The sequence below is a fragment of the Streptomyces albireticuli genome, assembly GCF_021228125.1.
GTDB classification, from domain to species: domain Bacteria; phylum Actinomycetota; class Actinomycetes; order Streptomycetales; family Streptomycetaceae; genus Streptomyces; species Streptomyces albireticuli.
In genome coordinates, this window is sequence record NZ_JAJQQS010000002.1 from 913,607 (window position 1) to 937,908 (window position 24,302).

The 24,302-nt window shown below is 72.3% G+C and carries 18 protein-coding genes; 13 read left to right on the top strand and 5 right to left on the bottom strand.

The window, feature by feature from the left end:
• Window positions 1-162 precede the first annotated feature (162 nt).
• On the top strand, window positions 163-1,182 hold the full coding sequence (locus tag LUZ64_RS04210; protein ID WP_095582326.1) for a TerC family protein: 1,020 nt from the start codon (window positions 163-165) through the stop codon (window positions 1,180-1,182).
• A gap of 31 nt (window positions 1,183-1,213) precedes the next feature.
• Here the strand turns inward: LUZ64_RS04210 and LUZ64_RS04215 are convergent, their stop codons facing one another.
• From LUZ64_RS04215 to LUZ64_RS04225, 3 genes are all read right to left on the bottom strand, one after another.
• Window positions 1,214-2,500 carry an MFS transporter gene (locus LUZ64_RS04215; protein WP_095582325.1) on the bottom strand — a complete coding sequence of 429 codons (1,287 nt, stop codon included), beginning with the start codon at window positions 2,498-2,500 and terminating at the stop codon, window positions 1,214-1,216.
• A 435-nt stretch (window positions 2,501-2,935) separates the two neighbouring features.
• Window positions 2,936-3,592, bottom strand: a complete 657-nt coding sequence (locus LUZ64_RS04220; RefSeq protein WP_095578808.1) for an MBL fold metallo-hydrolase — start codon at window positions 3,590-3,592, stop codon at window positions 2,936-2,938.
• Window positions 3,593-3,601: 9 nt separating this feature from the next.
• Complete coding sequence (locus tag LUZ64_RS04225) at window positions 3,602-4,288, bottom strand: maleylpyruvate isomerase family mycothiol-dependent enzyme (protein WP_095578807.1); 687 nt, start codon at window positions 4,286-4,288, stop codon at window positions 3,602-3,604.
• A 178-nt stretch (window positions 4,289-4,466) separates the two neighbouring features.
• Here LUZ64_RS04225 and uvrA point away from each other — a divergent pair, with 178 nt between their 5' ends.
• The gene (gene uvrA / locus LUZ64_RS04230; RefSeq protein ID WP_095578809.1) at window positions 4,467-7,646 is read left to right on the top strand and encodes an excinuclease ABC subunit UvrA; all 3,180 of its coding nucleotides are present in this window, start codon (window positions 4,467-4,469) and stop codon (window positions 7,644-7,646) included.
• 24 nt (window positions 7,647-7,670) lie between these two features.
• Here the strand turns inward: uvrA and LUZ64_RS04235 are convergent, their stop codons facing one another.
• Window positions 7,671-8,648 carry a carbohydrate kinase family protein gene (locus LUZ64_RS04235; protein WP_095578806.1) on the bottom strand — a complete coding sequence of 326 codons (978 nt, stop codon included), beginning with the start codon at window positions 8,646-8,648 and terminating at the stop codon, window positions 7,671-7,673.
• Between the two features lie 104 nt (window positions 8,649-8,752).
• On the opposite strand from LUZ64_RS04235, the gene LUZ64_RS04240 reads away from it, so the two are divergent.
• Window positions 8,753-9,187 (top strand): Rieske (2Fe-2S) protein, encoded by a 435-nt coding sequence (locus LUZ64_RS04240; protein WP_095578805.1) that lies wholly within the window; start codon window positions 8,753-8,755, stop codon window positions 9,185-9,187.
• Between the two features lie 346 nt (window positions 9,188-9,533).
• On the opposite strand, the gene LUZ64_RS04245 is transcribed toward LUZ64_RS04240, so the two are convergent.
• Window positions 9,534-10,481 carry a hypothetical protein gene (locus LUZ64_RS04245; protein ID WP_095578804.1) on the bottom strand — a complete coding sequence of 316 codons (948 nt, stop codon included), beginning with the start codon at window positions 10,479-10,481 and terminating at the stop codon, window positions 9,534-9,536.
• A gap of 229 nt (window positions 10,482-10,710) precedes the next feature.
• On the opposite strand from LUZ64_RS04245, the gene LUZ64_RS04250 reads away from it, so the two are divergent.
• The 10 genes from LUZ64_RS04250 (at window position 10,711) to tpiA (ending at window position 24,296) form a co-directional block, all read left to right on the top strand.
• A complete protein-coding gene (locus LUZ64_RS04250; RefSeq protein ID WP_095578803.1) occupies window positions 10,711-11,361 on the top strand; it encodes a papain-like cysteine protease family protein in 651 nt (216 codons plus the stop codon).
• Window positions 11,362-11,365: 4 nt separating this feature from the next.
• Window positions 11,366-12,295 carry a hypothetical protein gene (locus tag LUZ64_RS04255; RefSeq protein ID WP_232390000.1) on the top strand — a complete coding sequence of 310 codons (930 nt, stop codon included), beginning with the start codon at window positions 11,366-11,368 and terminating at the stop codon, window positions 12,293-12,295.
• Window positions 12,296-12,514: 219 nt separating this feature from the next.
• Window positions 12,515-14,542 carry an excinuclease ABC subunit UvrC gene (gene uvrC / locus LUZ64_RS04260; RefSeq protein ID WP_095583625.1) on the top strand — a complete coding sequence of 676 codons (2,028 nt, stop codon included), beginning with the start codon at window positions 12,515-12,517 and terminating at the stop codon, window positions 14,540-14,542.
• Window positions 14,543-14,683: 141 nt separating this feature from the next.
• Window positions 14,684-15,616: an RNase adapter RapZ gene (rapZ, locus tag LUZ64_RS04265; RefSeq protein ID WP_211305126.1), complete on the top strand. Its 933-nt coding sequence runs from the start codon at window positions 14,684-14,686 to the stop codon at window positions 15,614-15,616.
• Window positions 15,613-16,662 (top strand): gluconeogenesis factor YvcK family protein, encoded by a 1,050-nt coding sequence (locus tag LUZ64_RS04270; protein ID WP_095583623.1) that lies wholly within the window; start codon window positions 15,613-15,615, stop codon window positions 16,660-16,662. The genes rapZ and LUZ64_RS04270 overlap by 4 nt, the downstream gene beginning before the upstream one ends.
• Window positions 16,653-17,660, top strand: a complete 1,008-nt coding sequence (gene whiA, locus LUZ64_RS04275; protein ID WP_095583622.1) for a DNA-binding protein WhiA — start codon at window positions 16,653-16,655, stop codon at window positions 17,658-17,660. The genes LUZ64_RS04270 and whiA overlap by 10 nt, the downstream gene beginning before the upstream one ends.
• 286 nt (window positions 17,661-17,946) lie before the next feature.
• Complete coding sequence (locus LUZ64_RS04280) at window positions 17,947-20,934, top strand: M14 family metallopeptidase (RefSeq protein WP_095583621.1); 2,988 nt, start codon at window positions 17,947-17,949, stop codon at window positions 20,932-20,934.
• A 186-nt stretch (window positions 20,935-21,120) separates the two neighbouring features.
• Window positions 21,121-22,125 carry a type I glyceraldehyde-3-phosphate dehydrogenase gene (gene gap, locus LUZ64_RS04285; RefSeq protein ID WP_095583620.1) on the top strand — a complete coding sequence of 335 codons (1,005 nt, stop codon included), beginning with the start codon at window positions 21,121-21,123 and terminating at the stop codon, window positions 22,123-22,125.
• Between the two features lie 176 nt (window positions 22,126-22,301).
• Complete coding sequence (locus LUZ64_RS04290) at window positions 22,302-23,513, top strand: phosphoglycerate kinase (protein WP_095583619.1); 1,212 nt, start codon at window positions 22,302-22,304, stop codon at window positions 23,511-23,513.
• Window positions 23,514-23,519: 6 nt separating this feature from the next.
• On the top strand, window positions 23,520-24,296 hold the full coding sequence (gene tpiA, locus LUZ64_RS04295) for a triose-phosphate isomerase (protein ID WP_095583618.1): 777 nt from the start codon (window positions 23,520-23,522) through the stop codon (window positions 24,294-24,296).
• Window positions 24,297-24,302: the final 6 nt, after the last annotated feature.

A 24,302-nucleotide genomic window follows, 5' to 3' on the forward strand; every position in this document is an offset into this window, starting at 1 on the left:
GAAAGGTAAAGGCACCTCACCTGCGCTTTTGGTGATTCCTTTACCTTTCCTTGGGCCTTCCTGTACCCTTTCGAGTGCGGAGGTGGCCGTGGCGTACACACGCCCAGCGGGCCTCCGGCAGCGACGACGCTGGAAGCTGCCGTATGACGTGCCGGAGGAACCGTGGATGTCTCCCTGACCCTGTGGGTGCTGACCATTCTTGGTCTGTGCGCCCTCGTCGCCGCCGACTTCTTCATCGGCGGCCGCAAACCCCATGAGGTCTCCCTCAAGGAGGCCGGCATCTGGACCGGTGTCTGGGTGGCCCTGGCCGGGCTCTTCGGGCTGGGCCTGCTGGTCTTCGGCGGCGGTCAGCCGGCCGGGGAGTTCTTCGCCGGCTTCATCACCGAGAAGTCGCTGAGCGTCGACAACCTCTTCGTCTTCGTCCTGATCATGGCGAAGTTCGCGGTCCCGTCGATCTACCAGCAGCGCGTGCTCATGGTCGGTGTGCTGATCGCCCTCGTCCTGCGGGCAATCTTCATCGGCGCCGGTGCGGCGATCATCGCCAACTTCTCCTGGGTCTTCTACATCTTCGGCGCCTTCCTCATCTGGACCGCCTGGAAGCTCATCCAGGAGGCGCGGGCCGACGAGGAGGAAGAGGAGTTCGAGGAGAATCGTTTCCTCAAGCTGGTCGAGAAGCGTTTCCCCTCCACCGACCGCTACCACGGCACCAAGCTGTTCATCGTGGAGAACGGCAAGCGCCTGATGACGCCGATGCTGATCGTCATGCTGGCGATCGGCACCACGGACGTCCTCTTCGCGCTGGACTCGATCCCCGCGATCTTCGGCCTCACCCAGGACCCGTACATCGTCTTCACCGCCAACGCCTTCGCCCTCATGGGTCTGCGGCAGCTGTACTTCCTGATCGGCGGCCTGCTCAAGAAGCTGGTCCACCTCTCGTACGGCCTCTCGGTGATCCTCGGCTTCATCGGCGTCAAGCTGGTGCTGCACGCCCTGCACGAGAACGGCGTGGGCGTCCCGGAGATCAGCATCCCGGTCTCGCTCGGCGTCATCTGCGCCGTGCTGGTCGTCACCACCCTCACCAGCCTGCGGGCCTCGAAGAAGCAGGCCGAGGCCGAGGCCGCCGAGGCCGCCGCCCGCGCCCTCGAGGCCGACGGCGCCGAGACCGACGGCGCCCGGGTCTGAGCCCGGGCCCCGGCGGCCCCGGCGGGTCAGGTCAGGCGGGCGCGCCCTCCGTGACCGGACCCGCCGCGGCGGCCGCCGGGCGGGTCTCGGGCAGCAGCGCGAAGCACCCCAGGCTCACCAGGGCGAAGGCCGCCAGATAGCCGGCCAGCGCCCAGGGGGTGCCCTCGCCCCGGGCCGCGGCGGTCGCCACCAGCGGGGTGAGCGCACCGCCCAGCACCCCTGCCAGGTTGTAGCCGAAGGTCGCGCCGGTGCAGCGCACCCGGGGCTCGTACAGCTCGGGCAGATAGGCCGCGATGACGGCCACCACGGCCGTGAAGCACACGGCGCCGACCACGAAGCCCGGCACGATCCACTCCGGTCGGCCCGTGTGCAGCAGGGCCACCATCGGCACCGCCCAGAGGGCCATCCCCGCGCAGCCGGCCAGGCACATCGAGCGCCGTCCCCAGCGGTCGGCCAGGAGCGCGAAGTACGGCGTGATCACGCCCGAGACGGCGATCGCCGCCATGATGCAGCCGAGCATCACCGTACGGTCGACGCCGAGCCGCTCGGTCGCGTAGGCCAGGGACCACGTCGTGATCGTGTAGTAGACGGCGTAGGCGACGGAGAGCCCGCCGGCGGTGAGCAGGACCAGCCGCCAGTGGTCGCGCAGGAGCTCGGCGAACGGCAGGGTCGCCCGGTCGCCCCGGGCGGCCAGCTCCTCGAACTGCGGGGTCTCGGCGAGCCCGCCGCGCAGCAGCAGCCCGCCCACGGCGAGCACGCCCGCGAACCAGAACGGCACCCGCCAGCCCCAGGAGAGGAACTGCGCGTCGGTGAGCGTGGCCGAAAGGGCCAGCGTGAGGCCGTTGGCGAGCAGGAAGCCCAGGGGCGGGCCCAGCTGGGGAAAGCTGGACCACAGGGCGCGGCGCCGGGCGGGCGCGTGCTCCGCGGTCAGCAGCACCGCGCCGCCCCACTCGCCGCCGAGCCCCAGGCCCTGGGCGAAGCGCAGGAGCAGCAGCAGGCACGGGGCGGCGATGCCGATGCGGTCGTAGGTGGGCACCAGGCCGACGGCGACGGTCGCGACGCCGGTCAGCAGCAGCGACAGGACGAGGACGGGCCGCCGGCCGCGGCGGTCGCCGAGGTGCCCGAAGAGCACCGAGCCGATCGGCCGGGCCAGGAAGCCGATCCCGAAGGTCCCGAAGGCCGCGAGCGAGCCGACGAGCGGGGAGACGGTCGGGAAGTAGAGCGGGCCGAGGACGAGCGCGGCGGCGGTCCCGTAGGCGAAGAAGTCGTAGAACTCGATGGCCGTGCCCGTCAGGGACGCGGCCGCCAGGCGGAGCATGGCCGGGGGCTTCGGCGGCGGGCCCGCGGGCGGGCCCTCGGCGGGAGTGGGTCCGGGCGGGGAGGGGGCGGGTTCCATGTACCGTCCAACATCCGGTGGGCAGGGAAGGAAACGGGGCGTGCGGGGGTGCGCCCGGGGGCGCGTGAGGAGGCCCTCGGAGGCCCGTCGCGAGGGATGCGCGCCGCCTTGTCCGGGCGGTTCCCGCAGGCGCTCGCGTGGGGTCGGGGCGTCAGGTGCAAATAGTGCGAAAAAGGGCGCCCGCAAGGCTGGCGGATGCCGTGGGGGAGGAGTAGCTTTGTTGATGAGGCCGCCACACCCAGAGGATCGAGTGGGACGGCCTCACAGCATGTCCGGACCCGGTCCGGGCCCCGCGTACGGAGATCCGGTCCGGGTCCGCGCGGGGATCAGGGCCCGGTCGGCCGACCGGGCTCCGGCTCACCAGCCGCGCTCGCGCCACTCCGCGAGGTGCGGGCGCTCGGCGCCCAGCGTGGTGTCCGCGCCGTGGCCGGGGTAGACCCAGGTCTCGTCCGGGAGCCGCCCGAAGAGCTTGGTCTCCACATCGTTCAGCAGACTGGCGAAAGCCTCCGGATCGCTGTGCGTGTTCCCGACGCCGCCGGGGAAGAGGCAGTCGCCGGTGAAGACGTGCGCGTGACCGTGCGGGTCGTCGTAGACCAGCGCGATGCTGCCCGGTGTGTGCCCCACCAGATGGCGTGCGGTCAGCTCCACGCGGCCGACGCGGATGACGTCGCCGTCGGCCACCGGCACGTCGGTCGGCACGGGGATGCCGTCGACGTCCTCGCGGCCCGCGTACGTGGTGGCGCCGGTGGCGTCGACCACCTCGCGCAGGGCGCCCCAGTGGTCGCCGTGCCGGTGCGTCGTGACGACCGAGGCGATGCCGCTGTCCCCGATCAGGCTCAGCAGGGTGTGCGGCTCCGCGGCGGCGTCGATCAGCAACTGCTCGTCCGTCGCGCGGCAGCGCAGCAGATAGGCGTTGTTGTCCATGGGGCCGACCGCGACCTTCGAGATCATCAGGTCGGTCAGCTCGTGCACGTCGGCCGGTCCGCCGACCTTCACCGCTCCGCTGTAGGTCATGACCTCAGCCTATAGCGGGGGAAGGGCCGGGAGCGGGGCTCCGGTGGTGAGGTCCGCTCCCTTCGCGCCACGGCCGGAGAGCCAGCCGAGCAGCGCGGGCGCGGTGCCGGTCACGCTGACGGGGGTGCCGTCGGTGCCCCCGGTGCGCCACTGTCCGCCGCCTTCCGCGGTAAGGGTGACGGCGGGGACGTCCCGGTGGCCGGAGTAGCGGGCCGCGAGATAGCCGATCGCCCGGGCGGTGAACTCCGCGGGCAGGTCCGTCAGCTCGTAGCCGATGCCGAGGTCGACGTGGTGCAGCCCGACCTCGATCAGGCGGCGGAAGGGGACGCGGGCGGCGGTGTCGGTCACGCCGTTGCGCAGCTCGACGGTCCGCGACGGGTCGCCTGGGGCCTCCGCCGCGTCCGTGAAGCGGGCCGCGCTGTCGCGCAGGTCCGCGAGGTGGACCTCCAGGGGCCGGTCGGCGCCGCGGGCGATGTCCGCGTCCCGGACCTCGGCGCCGGCGTACATGGGCCGTCCGGCGAGGACGTTGACCAGGGCGTCGGCGTTGCGGGCGAGGTGGGCGAGCACATGGCCGCGGGTCCAGCCCGGCAGGCGTGACGCCTCGGCGACGGCGGCGTTGTCCAGTTTTCCGACCGCGGAGAGGAGCCGGTCGGTCGCCTCACGTACAGCGGCCAGGTCGTGCACATGATCAGTCATGCGGCCGACCCTAGCGGCGCCACTCTTCCGGGTGAAGCATGTCGTCTCCGACCGTAATTCGAATGTGCGTGCTATAGGCTCGTGTGTGGCATCGGATCCGACATCCGTGCGGCGCCCCCCTACCCTGGATGAGGGGTGCGGCGCACCCCCATCGCTCTCAAGAAAGGTGCCGACCGGCGTGGCTGACCGTCTCATCGTCCGTGGCGCTCGCGAGCACAACCTCAAGAACGTCTCGCTCGACCTCCCCCGCGACTCGCTCATCGTCTTCACGGGGCTCTCCGGCTCGGGCAAGTCGTCCCTCGCGTTCGACACGATCTTCGCCGAGGGGCAGCGTCGCTACGTCGAGTCGCTCTCCTCCTACGCACGGCAGTTCCTGGGCCAGATGGACAAGCCCGATGTGGACTTCATCGAGGGCCTGTCCCCGGCCGTCTCCATCGACCAGAAGTCGACCTCGCGCAACCCCCGTTCCACGGTCGGCACCATCACCGAGGTCTACGACTACCTCCGCCTGCTCTTCGCCCGGATCGGCAAGCCGCACTGCCCCGAGTGCGCGCGGCCCATCTCCCGGCAGTCGCCCCAGGCGATCGTGGACAGGGTGCTGGAGCTGCCGGAGGGCAGCCGTTTCCAGGTGCTCTCGCCGCTGGTGCGCGAGCGCAAGGGCGAGTTCGTCGACCTCTTCTCCGACCTCCAGACCAAGGGCTACAGCAGGGCCCGGGTCGACGGCGAGACGGTGCAGCTCACCGACCCGCCCAAGCTCAAGAAGCAGGAGAAGCACACCATCGAGGTGGTCATCGACCGCCTCACCGTCAAGGACAGCGCCAAGCGCCGGCTGACCGACTCGGTCGAGACCGCCCTGGGCCTCTCCGGCGGCATGGTGATCCTCGACTTCGTCGACCTCCCGGAGGACGACCCCGAGCGTGAGCGGATGTTCTCCGAGCACCTCTACTGCCCGTACGACGACCTCTCCTTCGAGGAGCTGGAGCCGCGCTCCTTCTCCTTCAACTCCCCCTTCGGCGCCTGCCCGGACTGCACCGGCATCGGCACCCGCATGGAGGTCGACCCGGAGCTCATCGTCCCGGACGAGGAGAAGTCCCTGGACGAGGGCGCGATCAGCCCCTGGTCGCACGGCCACACCAAGGACTACTTCAGCCGCCTGGTGGGCGCCCTCGCCGAGGAGCTCGGTTTCCGTACGGACATCCCCTGGGCCGGCCTGCCGCAGCGCGCCCGCAAGGCCCTGCTGGGCGGCCACAAGACCCAGATCGAGGTCCGCTACCGCAACCGCTACGGCCGGGAGCGCGCGTACACCACGGCCTTCGAGGGCGCGGTGCCGTTCGTCAAGCGGCGCCACTCCGAGGCGGAGAGCGACTCCAGCCGGGAGCGCTTCGAGGGCTATATGCGCGAGGTGCCCTGCCCCACCTGTGAGGGCACCCGGCTGAAGCCGATCGTCCTCGCGGTCACCGTGCAGGGCCGGTCCATCGCCGAGGTCGCCGCGATGTCGATCAGCGAATGCGCCGACTTCCTGCGGGACATGAAGCTCACCGGCCGTGAGAAGAAGATCGCCGAGCGGGTCCTCAAGGAGGTCAACGAACGCCTGAAGTTCCTGGTCGACGTCGGCCTGGACTACCTCTCGCTCAACCGCGCGGCCGGCACCCTCTCCGGCGGCGAGGCCCAGCGCATCCGGCTCGCCACCCAGATCGGCTCCGGCCTCGTCGGTGTGCTCTACGTCCTGGACGAGCCGTCCATCGGCCTCCACCAGCGCGACAACCACCGCCTCATCGAGACCCTCGTCCGCCTGCGGGACATGGGCAACACCCTGATCGTCGTCGAGCACGACGAGGACACCATCAAGGTCGCCGACTGGGTCGTGGACATCGGCCCCGGCGCGGGCGAGCACGGCGGCAAGGTGGTGCACAGCGGTCCCCTCGCGGAGCTGCTGGGCAACGAGGAGTCGATGACCGGGCACTACCTCTCCGGCAGGAAGGCCATCGCCACTCCGGACCTCCGCCGCCCGGTCAACGGCAGCCGCCGGATCACGGTCCGCGGCGCCCGGGAGAACAACCTCCGGGACATCGACGTCTCCTTCCCGCTCGGTGTGCTCACGGCCGTCACGGGCGTCTCGGGCTCCGGCAAGTCGACGCTGGTCAACGACATCCTCTACACCCACCTGGCCCGCGAGCTGAACGGCGCCCGGACCGTCCCCGGCCGCCACACCCGGGTCGACGGCGACGACCTGGTCGACAAGGTCGTCCACGTCGACCAGTCGCCCATCGGCCGTACGCCGCGCTCCAACCCCGCGACGTACACCGGGGTCTTCGACCACGTCCGCAAGCTCTTCGCGGAGACCATGGAGGCGAAGGTCCGCGGCTATCTGCCCGGCCGCTTCTCCTTCAACGTCAAGGGCGGCCGCTGCGAGAACTGCTCCGGCGACGGCACCATCAAGATCGAGATGAACTTCCTGCCGGACGTGTACGTCCCGTGCGAGGTCTGCCACGGTGCCCGCTACAACCGGGAAACCCTGGAGGTGCACTACAAGGGCAAGTCCATCGCCGAGGTGCTGGACATGCCCATCGAGGAGGCGCTCGGCTTCTTCGAGGCCGTGCCCACCATCGCCCGCCACCTGCGCACCCTGCACGAGGTCGGCCTCGGGTACGTCCGCCTCGGCCAGTCCGCGCCGACGCTCTCGGGCGGTGAGGCACAGCGTGTGAAGCTCGCCAGCGAGCTCCAGAAGCGCTCGACGGGCCGTACGGTCTATGTGCTGGACGAGCCCACCACGGGTCTGCACTTCGAGGACATCAGCAAGCTGATCTCCGTGCTGTCCGGCCTGGTCGACAAGGGCAACACCGTCATCGTCATCGAGCACAACCTCGACGTGATCAAGACCGCCGACTGGGTCGTCGACATGGGTCCCGAGGGTGGCAGCGGCGGTGGCCTGGTCGTCGCCGAGGGCACGCCCGAGGAGGTCGCGGCGGTCCCGGACAGCCACACCGGAAAGTTCCTCCGGGAGCTGCTGGGGGAGCGCGTCAGCGACGCGGGGCCCGTGGCGCGCGAGGCCGGCTCGAAGACGGCGGGGAAGACGGCCGGGAAGGCGGCTTCCAAGACGGCTTCGAAGGCGGTCTCGAAGGCGGCGAAGCCGACGAAGACCGTCGCCACGAAGATGATCGCCCCGAAGAAGGCTGCCTCCAAGGCGACTGCCAAGCCGGCTTCCAAGGCGACGGCTTCGAAGGCGACCGCGGCGAAGTCCACCGCGGCCAAGTCCACGGCCTCGAAGACCGCCGCCTCGAAGGCGGCCGCCGCGAAGAAGGCCCCGGCCAAGAAGGCGGTCGCGAAGAAGACGGCCTCCCGGGCCAAGAGCGCCTGAGCGACCCGTACGCGGAGGGTGCTCTCAGCCGCCGGACGGGCTCGGTCCCGAGTCCGTCCGGCGGTCCGCCGGCGCCAGTTCCGCCGCGTACGGCGGCTCCGCGCCCGCACGGGAGCAGGTGAGGGCCGCCGCCCGGGCCGCGAAGGCCAGGATGTCCCGCCAGGCGGGCCCGTCCAGGGCGGCGAGTCCGCCGGGCGACAGCGCGCCGAGGGCCGCGAGCCGGTGCAGCAGCGCCGCGTTCACGGTGTCACCGGCCCCGATCGTGTCCGCCACCCGCACCCGCTCCGCGGGCACGCGGTGCGTCCCACCACGGGTGTGGACGGACAGCCCCGCCCCGCCGTCGGTGACGACCACCGCCGCCGGACCCGCGGCCAGCCACTCCCCGGGCGAGCCGCCCAGCCAGCGGGCGTCCTCCGTAGACAGCTTCAGCAGGGTGACCCGCGGCAGCCACGTCCGAAACCGTGCCCGGTAGGCGTCCGGGTCCGGGATCAGGCCCGCGCGGATGTTCGGGTCGAGCAGGGTGAACAGCCCCCGGCCCGCCTCCCGCCGCAGCAGCGCCTCGTACGCGCTCGCGCCCGGCTCCAGCACCAGCGAGACCGTCCCCAGGCACAGCGCCGCCGCCGCGTCCGGCAGCGGCCCCGGCAGTGTGAAGAGGCGGTCCGCGGTGCCCCGCGCGTAGAAGCCGTAGCCCGCCGAGCCGTCCGCGCCGATGTCGGCCACCGCGAGCGTGGTGGGCTCGGGCCCCCGCTCCACCAGCGAGACGTCCACCCCCGCCGACCGCAGCCCGTCCAGCAGCGCCTCGCCGAACCCGTCCGACGACACCCGGGAGACGAAGGCGGTGGCCGCTCCCAGCCGGCCCAGCGCCACCGCGGTGTTGTACGGCCCGCCGCCGCGCCGGGGCAGCAGCGCGGGCAGCGCTCCGCCGGGGCCGGCGGCCGGCGGAGGTCCCCGGTGCCCGTCCGGCACCAGGTCGATCAGGGCTTCTCCGGCTACGACGATCACGAGCAGAGTCCTCTCTCCGGCCCCGGGGCACTGAGCGGAATGCAGGGTACCGGTAGGGTCGACGGGTCGTACCCGCGCATCAGCAGCTCATCGTTGGAGCCTCCATGACCAGCCCCTCGGGCCCCCTCTCCTCCCGCCGGACCGTGCTGCGCGGAGCGGCGCTGGCCGGTGCCGCCGGGCTGGGCGCCACGGCCTGCACGGGCGGGAAGGAGACGCCCAAGGCGCCCGTGACGCCGACGGCCCCCGTGGACCTGGGGGCGCCGGAAGAGGTGCCGGTCGGCGGTGCGCGGCTCTACCGCGAGGAGCGGCTGCTGGTCTCGCGGTCGGCCCAGGGCGAGTTCAAGGCGTTCAGCGCGGTGTGCACGCACGCGGGCTGCGTCATGACCAAGGTCCAGAGCGGCGAGGCCAGTTGTCCCTGCCACGGCAGCAAGTTCGACGTGAACACCGGCAAGGTCCTCCGGGGCCCGGCGGACGCGCCGCTGCCGGACGTGCCCGTCAAGGTCGCCGGGGGGAAGCTGATCGCGGGCCCGGACGCCTGAGGCGTACGGGCGGGCGGCGCGGGTCCGGGGCGCGGTCCGTCCTGATCAGCGGCCCCTCCCGATCGGCGGCCCCCCTGATCAGCGGCCCCCTTGATCAGCGGCCCCCTTGATCAGCGGCCGGTCCCGATCAGCGGTCCGTCGTGATCGGTGGTCCGTCACGACCGGCGGCCCGTTCCGATCGGCAGGCCGTGGTGACCGGCGGGCGGCTAATTCCAGCGGCCCCGCGCGGTCGGCGGGCAGGCCCGTCCGGTGAGCAGCCCTGTCCGGCGAGCCGCTTCGTCCCGTCCCGGCGACACGTCCGGTCCCGGCGACACGTCCGGTCCCGGGGTCACGTCCCGTCCCAGCGTCACGTCCAGTCCCAGGAGATCCCCAGGATCCCCGGGCGCACCGCGGGTTCCACCAGGTGGACGCCCCGGTGCCGGCCCGCGAGGGTCAGTTCCTGCTGCGCGGTGCGCGGCGCCGTGGCGGAGGCGCGGGCGAAGCGGCGGCAGCGCACCGGCAGGGCCGCGTTGTCGAAGCGCACCTGGAGGACGTACTGCCCGCCCGCGAAGCTGAAGCCCCGGATGTACTCGCCGCTCGGGCCGCCGGTGCCGTCGTCGAAGCCGTAGCCGAAGACATACGTCTCCCCGGCGCGCAGCCGGGCGTCGAAGAGCAGTTCCGCGACGAGGACGCCCGACCCGGAGTGCCACCGCACCCGCCCCACGCGGCAGTTCTCGGTCGCCCTTACGGTCACCCGCCCGGGGTCGCAGCCGGAGTCGCCGTGGTGGATGGCGACATAGCGGTCCACGCCGTCCCGGTGCGCGCGCACGACGTGCTGGGAGTCGCGGCCGCTGAGCGCGCGGTCCGGCCCGATGAAGACCCGCTCCAGGTGGCAGACGGTGTGCAGCCCGCCGTCGGCCGGTGACTCCAGCTCCGCGAGCAGCCGTTCCAGGGTGCGGGACTCCTCGACGAGGAGGCGGTACGAGCGCGCGGCGGGCCGCTCCGTCTCCGGGGAGGCGCCGGTCGGCTCCAGCAGTCGGGTCAGGGCCTGCGCGGGCAGGTCCAGCACGTCCTCCAGCATCCGCACGGCCCGCAGGGACTCCGGCCGCTGGGGTCTTCGCGCGCCCTGCTGCCAGTAGCTCAGGCTGGTCACGCCCACCCGCACACCGCGCTGTGCGAGCCGGTGCTGCACCCGGTGCAGGGCGAGGCCGCGCGCGGTCAGGGCGGTGCGCAGGGCCAGGTGGAAGGGGCCCGTGCGCAGCGCCCGTGCCAGCTCGGCCTCGGCCTCGGCGGCCTGTGTGCCGGTCCGTCCCATCCGGATCGCCCCTCTGTGAATATTCACAAGCGGTGAATACGGCGCGGCCTGCCGGACCGCTGTGATCCTTTTCGGCGGGCACCGGACGTTCACATCCGGTACGTGTCGTTCACACCGGCGGCTCACCCAGCATTGAAGCCTGTTGACCGGTCACTGACAACACCGCGATGCTCCTGACCAGCGTCCGGACGCGCCTCCACCAGCACCCCCCGCCTCGGGAGGAACGTCCATGTCCCGTGCATCGGCACAACTGAACAGCACCGGAAAGACCCGGATACGCGGCAGACGGCTCGCCGTCACCCTGTCCTCGGCCCTGGCCGCCACCGCGCTGCTCGCCGTCCCCACCACGGCGAGCGCCGCCACCGCCGACGGGCCGAGCCTGCTCGCGTCGAAGAAGCTCAACATCACCATGCAGGCCCAGCAGAAGACCAACTGGTGCTGGGCCGGCGCCGGCAACACCATCGCCACCTGGTTCGGGCGGAACTACAGCCAGAACCAGTTCTGCAACGCCGCCTTCAACCGGCAGCAGGGCACCGAATGCCCCAACAACCAGGCCACCCTGGGCAATGTGCAGAACGCCCTGGACTGGGCGGGCATCAACTCCGGCTCGTACGTCACCGGCTGGCTGCGCTACCCCACCGTGCAGAGCGAGATCAGCGCGAACCGGCCGATCGAGACCCGCATCCAGTGGGCGTCCGGCGGCGGTCACATGCACACCGTCTACGGCTACGACGACGCCAACAGCTGGGTCTACTGGGGCGACCCGTGGCCCTCCAACGACCGCTACAACTGGGCCTCGCACGCCTGGTACGTGGGCGGCCGCAACAGCGGCAACTCGGAGTTCACCTGGACCCACTCGCTCTACCGGATCGGAGCGTGAGGTCATGACCCACGCCGGTACCCCCACCCCCGCCCGCACCCCCGCCCCCACCCCCGCGCCCGTGTCCGCCGGGCACTGCCGGGGCAACGCCGCCCGGGCGGCCGCCGCCGGAGCCCTCACCGCCGTCTTCCTCGGGCTCGCGCCCCTGGCCCACGCGGCACAGCCCGTACCGCCCGCCCCCGCGGCCCCGTCGGGCGCCGGGATCGCCGAGGCCCACGAGGCGGCGACGGCCCCCGCGACCCTCGACACGCTCTCCCGCTTCTTCGCCCGCGACGGCGCGATCGCCAAGGCGAAGGCGCGGCCGGGCATCGACGGCGCGACCGTGCCCGTCTACACCCTCGCCCCCGAGTTCGTGGCCGGCCGCACGGGCGTCCCCGTGGCCACGCTCGACTTCCTGGCCAGCAAGGCGGTCTCGGCCGACGGTCAGAAGGCGTCCGTGTGGACGGCGCGGGCAGGCGACGAGTGGAAGGTCGTGAACATCGCCACCGGCGACGACGAGACCCGCTACGCCGCCGAGGGCGCCCGCAGGCTGAGCGGCGGCACCGTCTTCCGCGAGCCGCAGATCGACGCCTGGTACGTCCAGCGCGGCGACCGGGTCCTGCCGCTCGACGAGGACGCCACCCGTGCCATCGGCGCCGGGGGCACCAGCCTCGCGCGCTACCAGGCGCGCGTGCACAAGGAGTACGGCGACAAGCTGCCCGGCTCCGCCTACGAGAAGAAGGGCCTCGCCGGCGGCTACGGGACGAACGCCGCCCCGGCGGCCGAGGGCCGTGCCCCCGCCCCGGACGCCGCTGCCCCGGACGGCCCCGCCACCGCCGCGGCACGCACGGACGCCGGCGGCCCGCCGGCCCCGGCCGCCGCGGCGGCGGTCACCGGGGGAGTCCTGGCCCTCGGCGCCACCGCACTGCTGATCCGCCGGAGGCGGCGCGGCTGAGCACGGCGGCCCCTGACCAGGGCCGCCACCGGGGGTGACCCCACGACGCCCCCGCCCCGGCCCCCGGCACCCACCGCCCGGGGGCCGGACGGCGCCGCCGGGCCCCGGACGGAAGGGCTCGCGCGGCGGCGCCCGGCGGGCCTCCGGCGCCGCGCGCCCCCGCTCCGCCGGACCGGCTCGGCGGTGGAGTTGTCACTGCCCGCAAGTAGGGTGTGTGACATGGCCGACCCCAGCAGCTACCGACCCAAGCCGGGACAGATCCCCGACTCGCCGGGGGTCTACAAATTCCGTGACGAGCACGGCCGCGTGATCTACGTCGGGAAGGCGAAGAGCCTGCGCCAGCGGCTCTCCTCGTACTTCCAGGACCTCGCCGGCCTGCACCCGCGCACCCGCACCATGGTCACCACGGCCGCCGCCGTCGAGTGGACGGTCGTCTCCACCGAGGTCGAGGCGCTCCAGCTCGAATACTCCTGGATCAAGGAGTACGACCCGCGCTTCAACGTCAAGTACCGGGACGACAAGAGCTATCCCTCCCTCGCCGTCACCATGGGCGAGGAGTTCCCCCGCGTCCAGGTCATGCGCGGCCCCAAGAAGAAGGGCGTGCGCTACTTCGGCCCGTACGCCCACGCCTGGGCGATCCGCGAGACCGTCGACCTGATGCTCCGCGTCTTCCCCGTCCGGACCTGCTCGGCCGGGGTGTTCAAGCGCTCCGCCCAGATCGGCCGCCCCTGCCTGCTCGGCTACATCGGCAAGTGCTCCGCCCCCTGCGTCGGCCGGGTCGGCGCGGAGGAGCACCGCGAACTGGCCGAGGAGTTCTGCGACTTCATGGCCGGCCGCACCGGCACCTACCTCCGCCGCCTGGAGCAGGCGATGCACGAGGCCGCCGAGGAGATGGAGTACGAGAAGGCGGCCCGGCTGCGCGACGACATAGAGGCACTCCGCCGCGCCATGGAGAAGAACGCCGTCGTCCTCGCCGACGCCACCGACGCCGATCTGATCGCCGTCGCGGAGGACGAACTCGAGGCCGCCGTCCAGATCTTCCACGTGCGCGGCGGCCGGGTCCGCGGCCAGCGCGGCTGGGTGACGGACAAGGTGGAGGCCGTCGACACCGCGGGCCTGGTGGAGCACGCCCTCCAGCAGCTCTACGGCGAGGAGAAGGGCGACGCGGTCCCCAAGGAGGTCCTCGTCCCCGCCCTGCCGGATCCCGTCGGGCCCGTCACCCAGTGGCTCACCGAGCGCCGCGGCGCCCGGGTCGACCTGCGCATCCCGCAGCGCGGCGACAAGAAGGACCTGATGGCCACGGTCCAGCGCAACGCCCAGCAGGCCCTCGTCCTGCACAAGACGAAGCGCGCCTCCGACCTGACCACCCGCTCCCGCGCCCTGGAGGAGATCGCGGAGGCCCTCGGCCTGGACTCCGCGCCGCTGCGCGTCGAGTGCTTCGACATCTCCCACCTCCAGGGCCAGGACGTCGTCGCGTCCATGGTCGTCTTCGAGGACGGCCTCGCCCGCAAGAGCGAGTACCGCCGCTTCCAGATCAAGTCCTTCGCCGGGCAGGACGACGTCCGGTCCATGCACGAGGTCGTCTCCCGCCGCTTCCGCCGCTATCTCGCGGAGAAGGTGCGGACGGGGGAGTGGCAGGAAGAACCGGACGGCACGGAGGGCGCGGACAGCGCGGAAGGAGCCGCGGAAGCCGCCGGAGGCATCGCCCCCGGAGAGGCCCGGGAGGACGACGGCCGCCCCAAGCGCTTCGCCTACCCCCCGCAGCTCGTCGTGGTCGACGGCGCCGGCCCGCAGGTGGCCGCCGCCCGCCGGGCGCTGGACGAGCTGGGCATCAGCGACGTCGCCGTCTGCGGCCTCGCCAAGCGCCTGGAGGAGGTCTGGCTGCCCGGCGAGGAGGACCCCGTCGTCCTGCCGCGCAGCAGCGAGGGCCTCTACTTCCTCCAGCGCGTCCGTGACGAGGCGCACCGCTTCGCCATCGCCTACCAGCGCGGCAAGCGCGCCGGAGTGCTGAAGGCCGGACCCCTCGACACCGTGCCCGGCCTCGGCGACACGCGCAAGAAGGCCCTGCTCAAGCACTTCGGCTCGGTCAAGCGGCTGCGCGCCGCGACGGTCGAGCAGATCTGCGAGACACCCGGCATCGGCCGGAAGACGGCGGAGACCGTCGCCGCGGCGCTGGCCGCCACGGCCCCGCCCGCCCCCGCGGTCAACACCGCGACTGGCGAGATCATGGACGATGCGGAGGAATGATGGACGGGGACACGCGCGGTTCCGGCCGCCGGCGGTGTACGGACGGCCGGCAGCCGGCGTTCGGGCCCCGGACACCGGGAGACCGCAGTATGGAGGACGGGGCCGCGACCGCGGCACCGTCGGCAGAACGGGGGTAGCAGCATGACCGGGACCGATCGAGACGGAGCACAGGTGAGTACGGGCACGACGGCGGACGCGGCCGCCGAGACGACGGGCATCCCCGAACTGGTGATCATCTCCGGCATGTCGGGGGCGGGCCGCAGCACCGCCGCCAAGTGCCTGGAGGACCTCGGCTGGTTCGTCGTGGACAACCTGCCGCCCGCCCTGATCCCCACCATGGTGGACCTCGGCGCCCGCTCGCAGGGCAACGTGGCCCGGATCGCGGTGGTCGTGGACGTCCGCGGCCGGCGCTTCTTCGACAACCTCCGGGAGTCCCTCGCCGACCTGGCCGCCAAGAAGGTCAAGCGGCGCGTGATCTTCCTGGAGGCCTCCGACGACGCCCTGGTGCGCCGCTTCGAGTCCGTGCGCCGCCCGCACCCGCTCCAGGGCTCCGGCCGCATCGTCGACGGCATCGCCGCCGAGCGCGACCTGCTGCGCGAGCTGCGCGGCGACGCCGACCTGGTGATCGACACCTCCAGCCTCAACGTCCACGAGCTGCGCGCCAAGATGGACGCCCAGTTCGCCGGCGAGGAGGAGCCGGAGCTCCGCGCCACCGTGATGTCCTTCGGCTTCAAGTACGGCCTCCCCGTCGACGCCGACCTCGTGGTGGACTGCCGCTTCCTGCCCAACCCGCACTGGGTCCCGGAGCTGCGCCCCTTCACGGGCCTGAACGAAGAGGTCTCGGGCTATGTCTTCAACCAGCCCGGCGCCAAGGAGTTCCTCGACCGCTACACCGAGCTGCTCCAGCTCATCGCCGCGGGCTACCGCCGGGAGGGCAAGCGCTATGTGACCATCGCGGTCGGCTGCACCGGCGGCAAGCACCGCTCCGTGGCGATGTCCGAGAAGCTCGCCCACCGCCTGGTCTCCGAGGGTGTCGAGACCGTCGTCGTCCACCGGGACATGGGGCGCGAGTGACCGGCCGCACGTTCCGGCTGCGCCGGGGCCGCCGCCTGGTCCCCGCCCGTGCCACCGGGCGGGGCGGCCGCGTCGGCCGTGGCGCGCAGCCCAAGGTCGTCGCCCTCGGCGGCGGCCACGGCCTGTCCGCGTCGCTGGCCGCGCTCCGCCGGATCACCGGCGACCTGACGGCCGTCGTCACCGTCGCGGACGACGGCGGCTCCAGCGGCCGGCTCCGCGACGAGCTGGGCGTGCTGCCCCCGGGCGACCTGCGCAAGGCGCTCGCCGCCCTGTGCGGCGACGACGACTGGGGCCAGACCTGGGCCCGGGTGATCAAGCACCGCTTCGCCAGCGAGGGCGACCTGCACGGGCACGCCGTCGGCAATCTGCTGATCGTCGCCCTCTGGGAGCAGCTCGGCGATCACGTTCAGGCCCTGGACCTGGTCGGCAAGCTGCTGGGCGCGCACGGCAGGGTGCTCCCCATGTCCGCGGTGCCGCTGGAGCTCCAGGCGCTCGTGCGGGGTCACGACCCCGCCGAGCCCGAGGCCCTCAGCACCGTCCGCGGCCAGGCCACGGTGGCCCTCACCCCCGGCGAGGTGCAGTCCGTGCACGTCGTGCCGGAGGACCCGCCGGCGGTCCCCGAGGCCGTCGCCGCGGTCCTGGACGCCGACTGGGTGGTGCTCGGCCCGGGCTCCTGGTTCTCGTCCGTCATCCCGCACCTTCTGGTGCCCGAGCTGCTCGAAGCGCTCCAGGAGACCAAGGCCCGACGGGTCCTCTCGCTGAACCTCGCGCCGCAGCCCGGTGAAACCGATGGCTTCTCCCCGCAGCGTCATTTGGAGGTTTTGGCCCGACACGCCCCTAAACTCGCCCTGGACGTGGTGCTGGCCGACGAGGCCGCCGTGCCCGACCGCGAGAGCCTCACCGATGCCGCCAAGCGGCTGGGGGCCGCGGTCGAGCTGGCGCCGGTCGCCGCGCCCGACGGCTCCCCGACCCATGACCCGGAGCTGTTGGCCGCCGCGTACGACCGTATTTTTCGGATGCATGGAAGGATCGGCCCATGGCGATGACGGCAGCGGTGAAGGATGAAATCTCCCGGCTCCCCGTCACCCGGACCTGCTGCCGGAAAGCGGAGGTCTCGGCGATCCTGCGGTTCGCGGGCGGTCTGCACCTGGTCAGCGGGCGCATTGTGATCGAGGCGGAGCTGGACACCGGGATCGCCGCCCGGCGGCTCCGCAAGGACATCCTGGAGATCTTCGGACACACCTCCGACCTGGTGGTGATGGCCCCCGGCGGGCTGCGCCGCGGCAGCCGGTACGTGGTGCGGGTGGTGGCGGGCGGTGACCAGCTCGCGCGCCAGACCGGCCTGGTCGACGGCCGCGGCCGGCCGATCCGTGGCCTGCCACCCCAGGTCGTCTCCGGCGCCACCTGCGACGCGGAGGCCGCCTGGCGCGGCGCCTTCCTGGCCCACGGCTCGCTCACCGAGCCCGGCCGCTCCTCCTCCCTGGAGGTCACCTGCCCCGGGCCGGAGGCGGCGCTCGCCCTGGTCGGCGCCGCCCGCCGGCTCCAGATCGCGGCCAAGGCGCGCGAGGTGCGCGGAGTGGACCGGGTGGTCGTCCGGGACGGTGACGCGATCGGCGCGCTGTTGACGCGACTGGGTGCCCATGAGTCGGTGCTGGCCTGGGAGGAGCGGCGGATGCGCCGCGAAGTGCGGGCCACCGCCAACCGCCTCGCCAATTTCGACGACGCCAATCTGCGCCGCTCGGCCCGTGCCGCCGTCGCCGCCGGAGCCCGGGTCCAGCGCGCGCTGGAGATCCTCGGCGAGGAGGTGCCCGAGCACCTCGCCGCCGCCGGCCGGCTGCGGATGGAGCACAAGCAGGCGTCCCTGGAGGAGCTGGGCGCCCTCGCCGACCCGCCGCTGACCAAGGACGCCGTCGCCGGCCGCATCCGGCGCCTGCTGGCCATGGCCGACAAGCGCGCCCAGGACCTGGGCATCCCCGGCACCGAGTCCAACCTCTCGGACCTCTCGGACCTCTCCGAGGAGATGGCCGAGGGCATGGCGGGCTGACCCCGCCCGCGAGGCCGCGCCCGGCCGATCCCGGCCGTCGCGCCACGGTGTCGCCGGCCCCGGCGGGTCCCGGCCGCGTCCCGGCGCCCCGGCCGCTCCCGCCCGGCGGCGCCCGTCGCCCGTACGGCGTCACCCGATGTCACCGCCCCCGGCGCCCGCGCGCCGGGGGCGGTTCCGCGTCGACGGGCCGATTCCGTCCCCTCTTGAGGCGGTATTGACATGATCATGTGGACTCGCAAGCCTGGCGTCCGTGCAGGGACGGGACAGACAACGGCAAGGGGGGCTCATGAGACGCAGGGCGAGATCGCTCGTCGCGGCCGCTTCGCTGTTACTCGGCGGACTGGCCGTGGCACCCATCGCACAGGCGCAACCCGGCACCACGGCGGCCACGGCCGGGGGAGCGGCCGGGAACCCGGCGAAGGACACGGGACCGCTCTCCGTGTGGACGGCCCGGGTCGGACCGGCCCAGATCCCGCTGCTCCTCAAGGCGGGCGTCGACGGGCACGAACTCGGCGAGCGGATCACCGCCGGGCGCACCGCGCCGGTCGAGGTGCACCTCACCGCCGGCCAGGCCGACGCGCTCCGCCGGCAGGGCGTGGACCTCACCGAGAAGAAGATCTCCGCGAAGACCCAGGAACGCCTCAAGGCCGAGGGCGAGGGCGTCTTCCGCCCGTACAGCGGTGAGCGCGGCCTCCAGCGGGAGATCCAGGACACCGCGCGCGCCCACCCCGGCCTGACCAAGGTCGTCAGCATCGGCAAGACCGTGCGCGGCCAGGACATCCTCGCCGTGAAGGTCACCAAGGACGCCCGCCGCACCGACGACGGCGACCGGCCCGCGGTGCTCTACATGTCCAACCAGCACGCCCGCGAGTGGATCACCCCGGAGATGACGAGGCGGCTGTTCCACCACTACCTCGACAACTACGGCAAGGACGAGCGGATCACCCGGCTGGTGGACCGCACCGAGCTGTGGTTCCTGATCTCCGCCAACCCGGACGGCTACGACTACACCTTCCAGGGCCCGGGCACCCGGCTGTGGCGCAAGAACCTCCGGGACAACGACGGCGACGGCAAGATCGCCCCCGGGGACGGCGTCGACCTCAACCGCAACTTCTCCTACAAGTGGGGCTACGACAACGAGGGCTCGTCCCCCCGCCCGGCCTCCGAGACCTACCGCGGCCCGTCCGCAGCCTCCGAACCGGAGACCCGGGCGCTCGACGCCTTCCAGAAGCGCCTCCACTTCCGCACCGCCGTCAACTACCACTCGGCCGCCGAGCTGATCCTCTACGGGGTCGGCTGGCAGGTCGCCACACCCACCCCGGACGACACCGTCTACCGTGCGCTCGCGGGCACCCCGGAGAAGCCCGCGATCCCCGGCTACCGTCCCCAGCTCTCCTCCGAGCTGTACGTCACCAACGGCGAGGCCGACGGCCACGCGGCCAACGTCAACGGCACGATGATGTTCACCCCGGAGATGTCGACCTGTCAGACCGTCTCCCGCATCGACCCGAACGACGCCTGGAACCCGGCCGACTGCCGCTCCTCCTTCACCTTCCCGGACGACGAGAAGCTGATCCAGCAGGAGTTCGCGAAGAACATCCCCTTCGCGCTGTCCGTCGCCGAGAGCGCCGCCCACCCCGACACCCCGGCCTCCACCGTCGGGCTCACCACCCCCGACTTCACCCCCGACGCCTTCACGACCTCCTACGCGCGGGGCGAGGAGCAGCAGGTCGCCGTCACCGCCCGCAAGAGCCTCGGCGACAAGCTCCTCAACTACCGTGTCGACGGCGGCCGTACGCACACCGAGGAACTGGAGGCGTGGGAGGGCGGCGACCGGTACGGAGGCGAGGACAACCTCCAGTTCGACCAGTACCGCGCCTTCGTCGAGGGCGCCGACGTCGGCTCCACCGTCGAGGTCTGGTTCACCGGCCGCACCCGCGAGGGCGGGCGCACCGCCAGCGAGCCCTTCACCTACACCGTGGCCGAGCGCCCGCGCACCGACACCCTGGTCCTCGCCGACGAGGGCGGCACCGCCCCGTCCGCGCACCTCGCCGCGTACACCGAGGCGCTCGCCGAGAACGGTCGCAAGGCCGCCGTCTGGGACGTCGCGAAGAACGGCGCGCCGCACGCGCTCGGCGTGCTCGGCAACTTCACCACCGTCGTCTGGTACTCCGGTACGAACAAGCCCGGCGGCGGCACCCTGCTCGCCGTGCGCGCCTTCCTCAACGAGGGCGGCAAGCTCGTCACCGCGGGCACCGAGGCGGGCGGCGGCGCCCGGATCGGCCCCGCCGAGTCCAACGACTTCAGCCAGTACTACCTGGGCGCGGGCGGGCGGACCGGCCATCCGGCGCCACCGCGCTTCACCGGCGCGGGCAAGCTCGCCGGCACCACGGCGGGCCTCGCCGGCGCCACGGCGGGCAGCCCGCTCACCACGGCCGGCTCCTACAGCCCCGTCTCGGACGACCTGCCGCCCGAGACCTTCCCGCGGTTCCGCAGCGAGCCCGCCGGCGAGTACTCCGGCGGCGCGCGGTCACCCTTCCAGCCGTACGAAGGCGCCTGGATGGCCGCCGCCCGGCACCAGGACAACGCCTGGATGCGGCTGACGCGCACCGTCGACCTCACCGGGGCGAGCGCCGCGGACAAGCCGAGCCTGGGCGTCCGGCTCAGCCCCGACACCGAGCGGGGGTACGACCACGCCGTCCTGGAGGCCCGTACCGCGGGCCAGGACGACTGGACCACCCTCCCGGACGCGGGCGGCGGCACCGGGCGGACGGCGCCCTCCGACTGCGCCGCCGCACTGCGGCTGCACCCCGCCCTCGCCCACTACCTGACCGCGCGCGACGACGGCTGCGCGCCCCAGGGCACCACGGGTGCCTGGCACAGCTTCACCGGACCGACCACCGGATGGCGGCAGGCCGCCTTCGACCTCAGCCCCTACGCGGGGAAGAAGGTCGAGCTGGCCCTGTCGTACATCACCGACCCGGGTGACGGGGGCCGCGGCTTCCTCGCCGACGGCGCCACCCTCACGGTCGGCGGCACCGCCCGGGACACCGAGGGCTTCGAGACCTCCCTCGGCCCCTGGTCGGCGGCGGACCCGCCCGCCGGCAGCCCCGGGAAGAGCGGTGACTGGGCGCGGTCGCAGGCGATCGCCCGCTTCTCCGCCGCCGTCACCACGCGTGACACCGTGCTGCTGGGATTCGGTCTGGAGCACGTCCCGGACGCCCGGGAACGCGCCACGCTGCTCGGCGCGGCCCTGCGCGCCATCGGCGGCTGACACCCTCCACGGCGCGGCCTCGGGCACCCCGTTCCGAGGCCGCGCAATTGTGCCTGAGGGCGCCCACTTGTGCAAGACCCTTCAATGTCACATACCCCTCTACTTAGAGGTAGGGTCGTTGGTGGTCGGGGACTTCCCATACAGCCGCCGGCGGACAGACCGGCAAACCAACGAGGAGATCGGTTCGTGACGATCCGCGTAGGCATCAACGGCTTTGGCCGTATCGGTCGTAACTACTTCCGCGCGCTGCTGGAGCAGGGTGCGGACATCCAGATCGTCGGTGTCAACGACCTGACCGACAACGCCACCCTGGTCCACCTGCTGAAGTACGACACCATCCTGGGTCGTCTGAAGCAGGAGGTCAGCCACACCGACGACTCGATCACCGTCGGTGACATGACCTTCAAGACGATGGCCGAGCGCGACCCCGCCAACCTGCCCTGGGGCGAGCTGGGCGCCGACATCGTCATCGAGTCCACCGGCATCTTCACCAAGAAGGCCGACGCCGCGAAGCACCTCGCCGCCGGCGCCAAGAAGGTCCTGATCTCCGCGCCCGCCAAGGACGAGGACATCACGATCGTCATGGGCGTCAACCAGGAGAAGTACGACGCGGCCAACCACCACGTCATCTCCAACGCCTCCTGCACCACCAACTGCGTGGCGCCGATGGCCAAGGTTCTCGACGAGAACTTCGGCATCGTCAAGGGCATGATGACCACGGTCCACGCGTACACCAACGACCAGCGGATCCTGGACTTCCCCCACTCCGACCTGCGCCGCGCCCGCGCCGCCGCGGAGAACATCATCCCGACCTCCACCGGTGCCGCCAAGGCCACCGCGCTGGTCCTCCCGCAGCTGAAGGGCAAGCTGGACGGCATCGCCATGCGCGTCCCGGTCCCCACCGGCTCGGTCACCGACCTGGTCCTCGAGCTCGACCGCGAGACCAGCAAGGAAGAGATCAACGCCGCCTTCCAGAAGGCCGCCGAGGGTCAGCTCAAGGGTGTCCTGGAGTACACCGAGGACGCGATCGTCTCCTCCGACATCGTGAACTGGCCGGCCTCCTGCACCTTCGACTCCTCCCTGACCATGGTCCAGGGCAACCAGGTCAAGGTCGTCGGCTGGTACGACAACGAGTGGGGCTACTCCAACCGCCTGGTCGACCTGACCGTCTTCGTCGGCGGCCAGCTCTGATCGTTCCCTGACAGCACTGTCAGAGGTACCGAGATGTAGTAGGGGACGGGGCTCGTGCGACGCTATGGCGCGTCGTACGGGCCCCGTCCTATGACTGTCCCCCAGCTATCTCCCCCGGCTACCGCCGGGAGGTGCCCCCAGGGGACCCCGATCACGGAAGTCACCGGAGTCACTGCATGAAGACGATCGACGAACTCCTCCAGGACGGTGTCGAGGGCAAGCGGGTCTTCGTCCGCGCCGACCTCAACGTGCCGCTCGACGGCACCACCATCACCGACGACGGCCGCATCCGCGCCGTCGCGCCGACGATCGCCAAGCTCGCCGCAGCGGGCGCCAAGGTGATCGTCGCCTCCCACCTGGGCCGTCCCAAGGGCGCCCCGGACCCCCGGTTCTCCCTCGCCCCGGCCGCCACGCGGCTCGGCGAGATCCTGGGCAAGCAGGTCACGTTCGCCACCGACACGGTCGGGGACAGCGCGAAGGCCACCGTCGCCGCACTGGCGAACGGCGAGGTCACGCTGCTGGAGAACCTCCGTTTCAACGCGGGCGAGACCAGCAAGGACGACGCCGAGCGCGGCGCCTTCGCCGACGCCCTGGCGGAGCTGGCCGACATCTACGTCGGCGACGGCTTCGGTGCGGTGCACCGCAAGCACGCCTCCGTCTTCGACCTCCCGGCGCGCCTCCCGCACGCCGCCGGCGACCTGATCGCCACCGAGGTCGGCGTCCTGAAGAAGCTCACCGAGGACGTCGCGCGCCCCTACGTGGTGGTGCTCGGCGGCGCCAAGGTCTCCGACAAGCTGGGCGTCATCGACAACCTGCTGGAGAAGGCCGACCGCATCCTCATCGGCGGCGGCATGTCGTACACCTTCCTCAAGGCCAAGGGCCACGAGGTCGGCATCTCGCTGCTCCAGGAGGACCAGATCCCGGTCTGCCTGGAGTACCTGGCGCGGGCCGAGAAGCGCGGCGTGGAGTTCGTCCTCCCCGTCGACGTCCTGGTCTCCGCCGACTTCCCGGACCTGAAGACCAAGGCCCCGGCCAACCCGGAGCTCGTCGCCTCGGACGCCATCCCGGCGGACAAGGAGGGCCTGGACATCGGCCCGAAGACGCGTGAGCTCTACGCCTCGAAGCTCGCCGACGCCGGCACCGTCTTCTGGAACGGTCCGATGGGCGTCTTCGAGCACCCCGACTACGCCAACGGCACCAAGGCCGTGGCGCAGGGCCTCCTCGACAGCTCCGCCTTCACCGTCGTCGGCGGTGGCGACTCGGCCGCGGCCGTGCGCCTGCTGGGCTTCGACGAGAACGCTTTCGGCCACATTTCGACCGGCGGCGGCGCCAGCCTCGAGTACCTCGAGGGCAAGACGCTCCCCGGCCTCGCCGCACTGGAGGACTGAACCACCGTGACTGACCGCACCCCGCTGATGGCGGGCAACTGGAAGATGAACCTCAACCACCTTGAGGCCATCGCGCACGTCCAGAAGCTCTCCTTCGCGCTCGCCGACAAGGACTACGACGCCACCGAGGTCGCCGTCCTGGCCCCCTTCACCGACCTGCGCTCGGTGCAGACGCTGGTCGACGGCGACAAGCTCAAGATCAAGTACGGCGCCCAGGACCTCTCGGCGTACGACTCCGGTGCCTACACCGGCGAGATCTCCGGCGCCATGCTGTCCAAGCTGAAGTGCACCTACGTGGCCGTCGGCCACTCGGAGCGCCGCCAGTACCACGGCGAGTCGGACGAGATCTGCAACGCCAAGGTCAAGGCCGCCTACCGGCACGGCCTCACCCCGATCCTCTGCGTCGGCGAGGGCCTGGACGTCCGCAAGGCCGGCGCCCAGGTCCCGCACACCCTCGCGCAGGTCGACGGCGCCCTCAAGGACATCCCGGCCGAGCAGGCCGAGAGCATCGTGATCGCCTACGAGCCGGTGTGGGCCATCGGCACCGGCGAGGTCGCGACCCCCGAGGACGCGCAGGAGGTCTGCGGTGCCATCCGCGGCCGCCTCGCCGAGCTCTACGGCCGTGAGGTCGCCGACAAGATCCGCATCCAGTACGGCGGCTCCGTCAAGTCCGGCAACATCGCCGCGATCATGGCGCAGCCCGACGTCGACGGTGCCCTGATCGGCGGCGCCGCGCTGGACGTGGACGACTTCGTCAAGATCGTCCGGTTCCGCGACCAGTAAGCACGC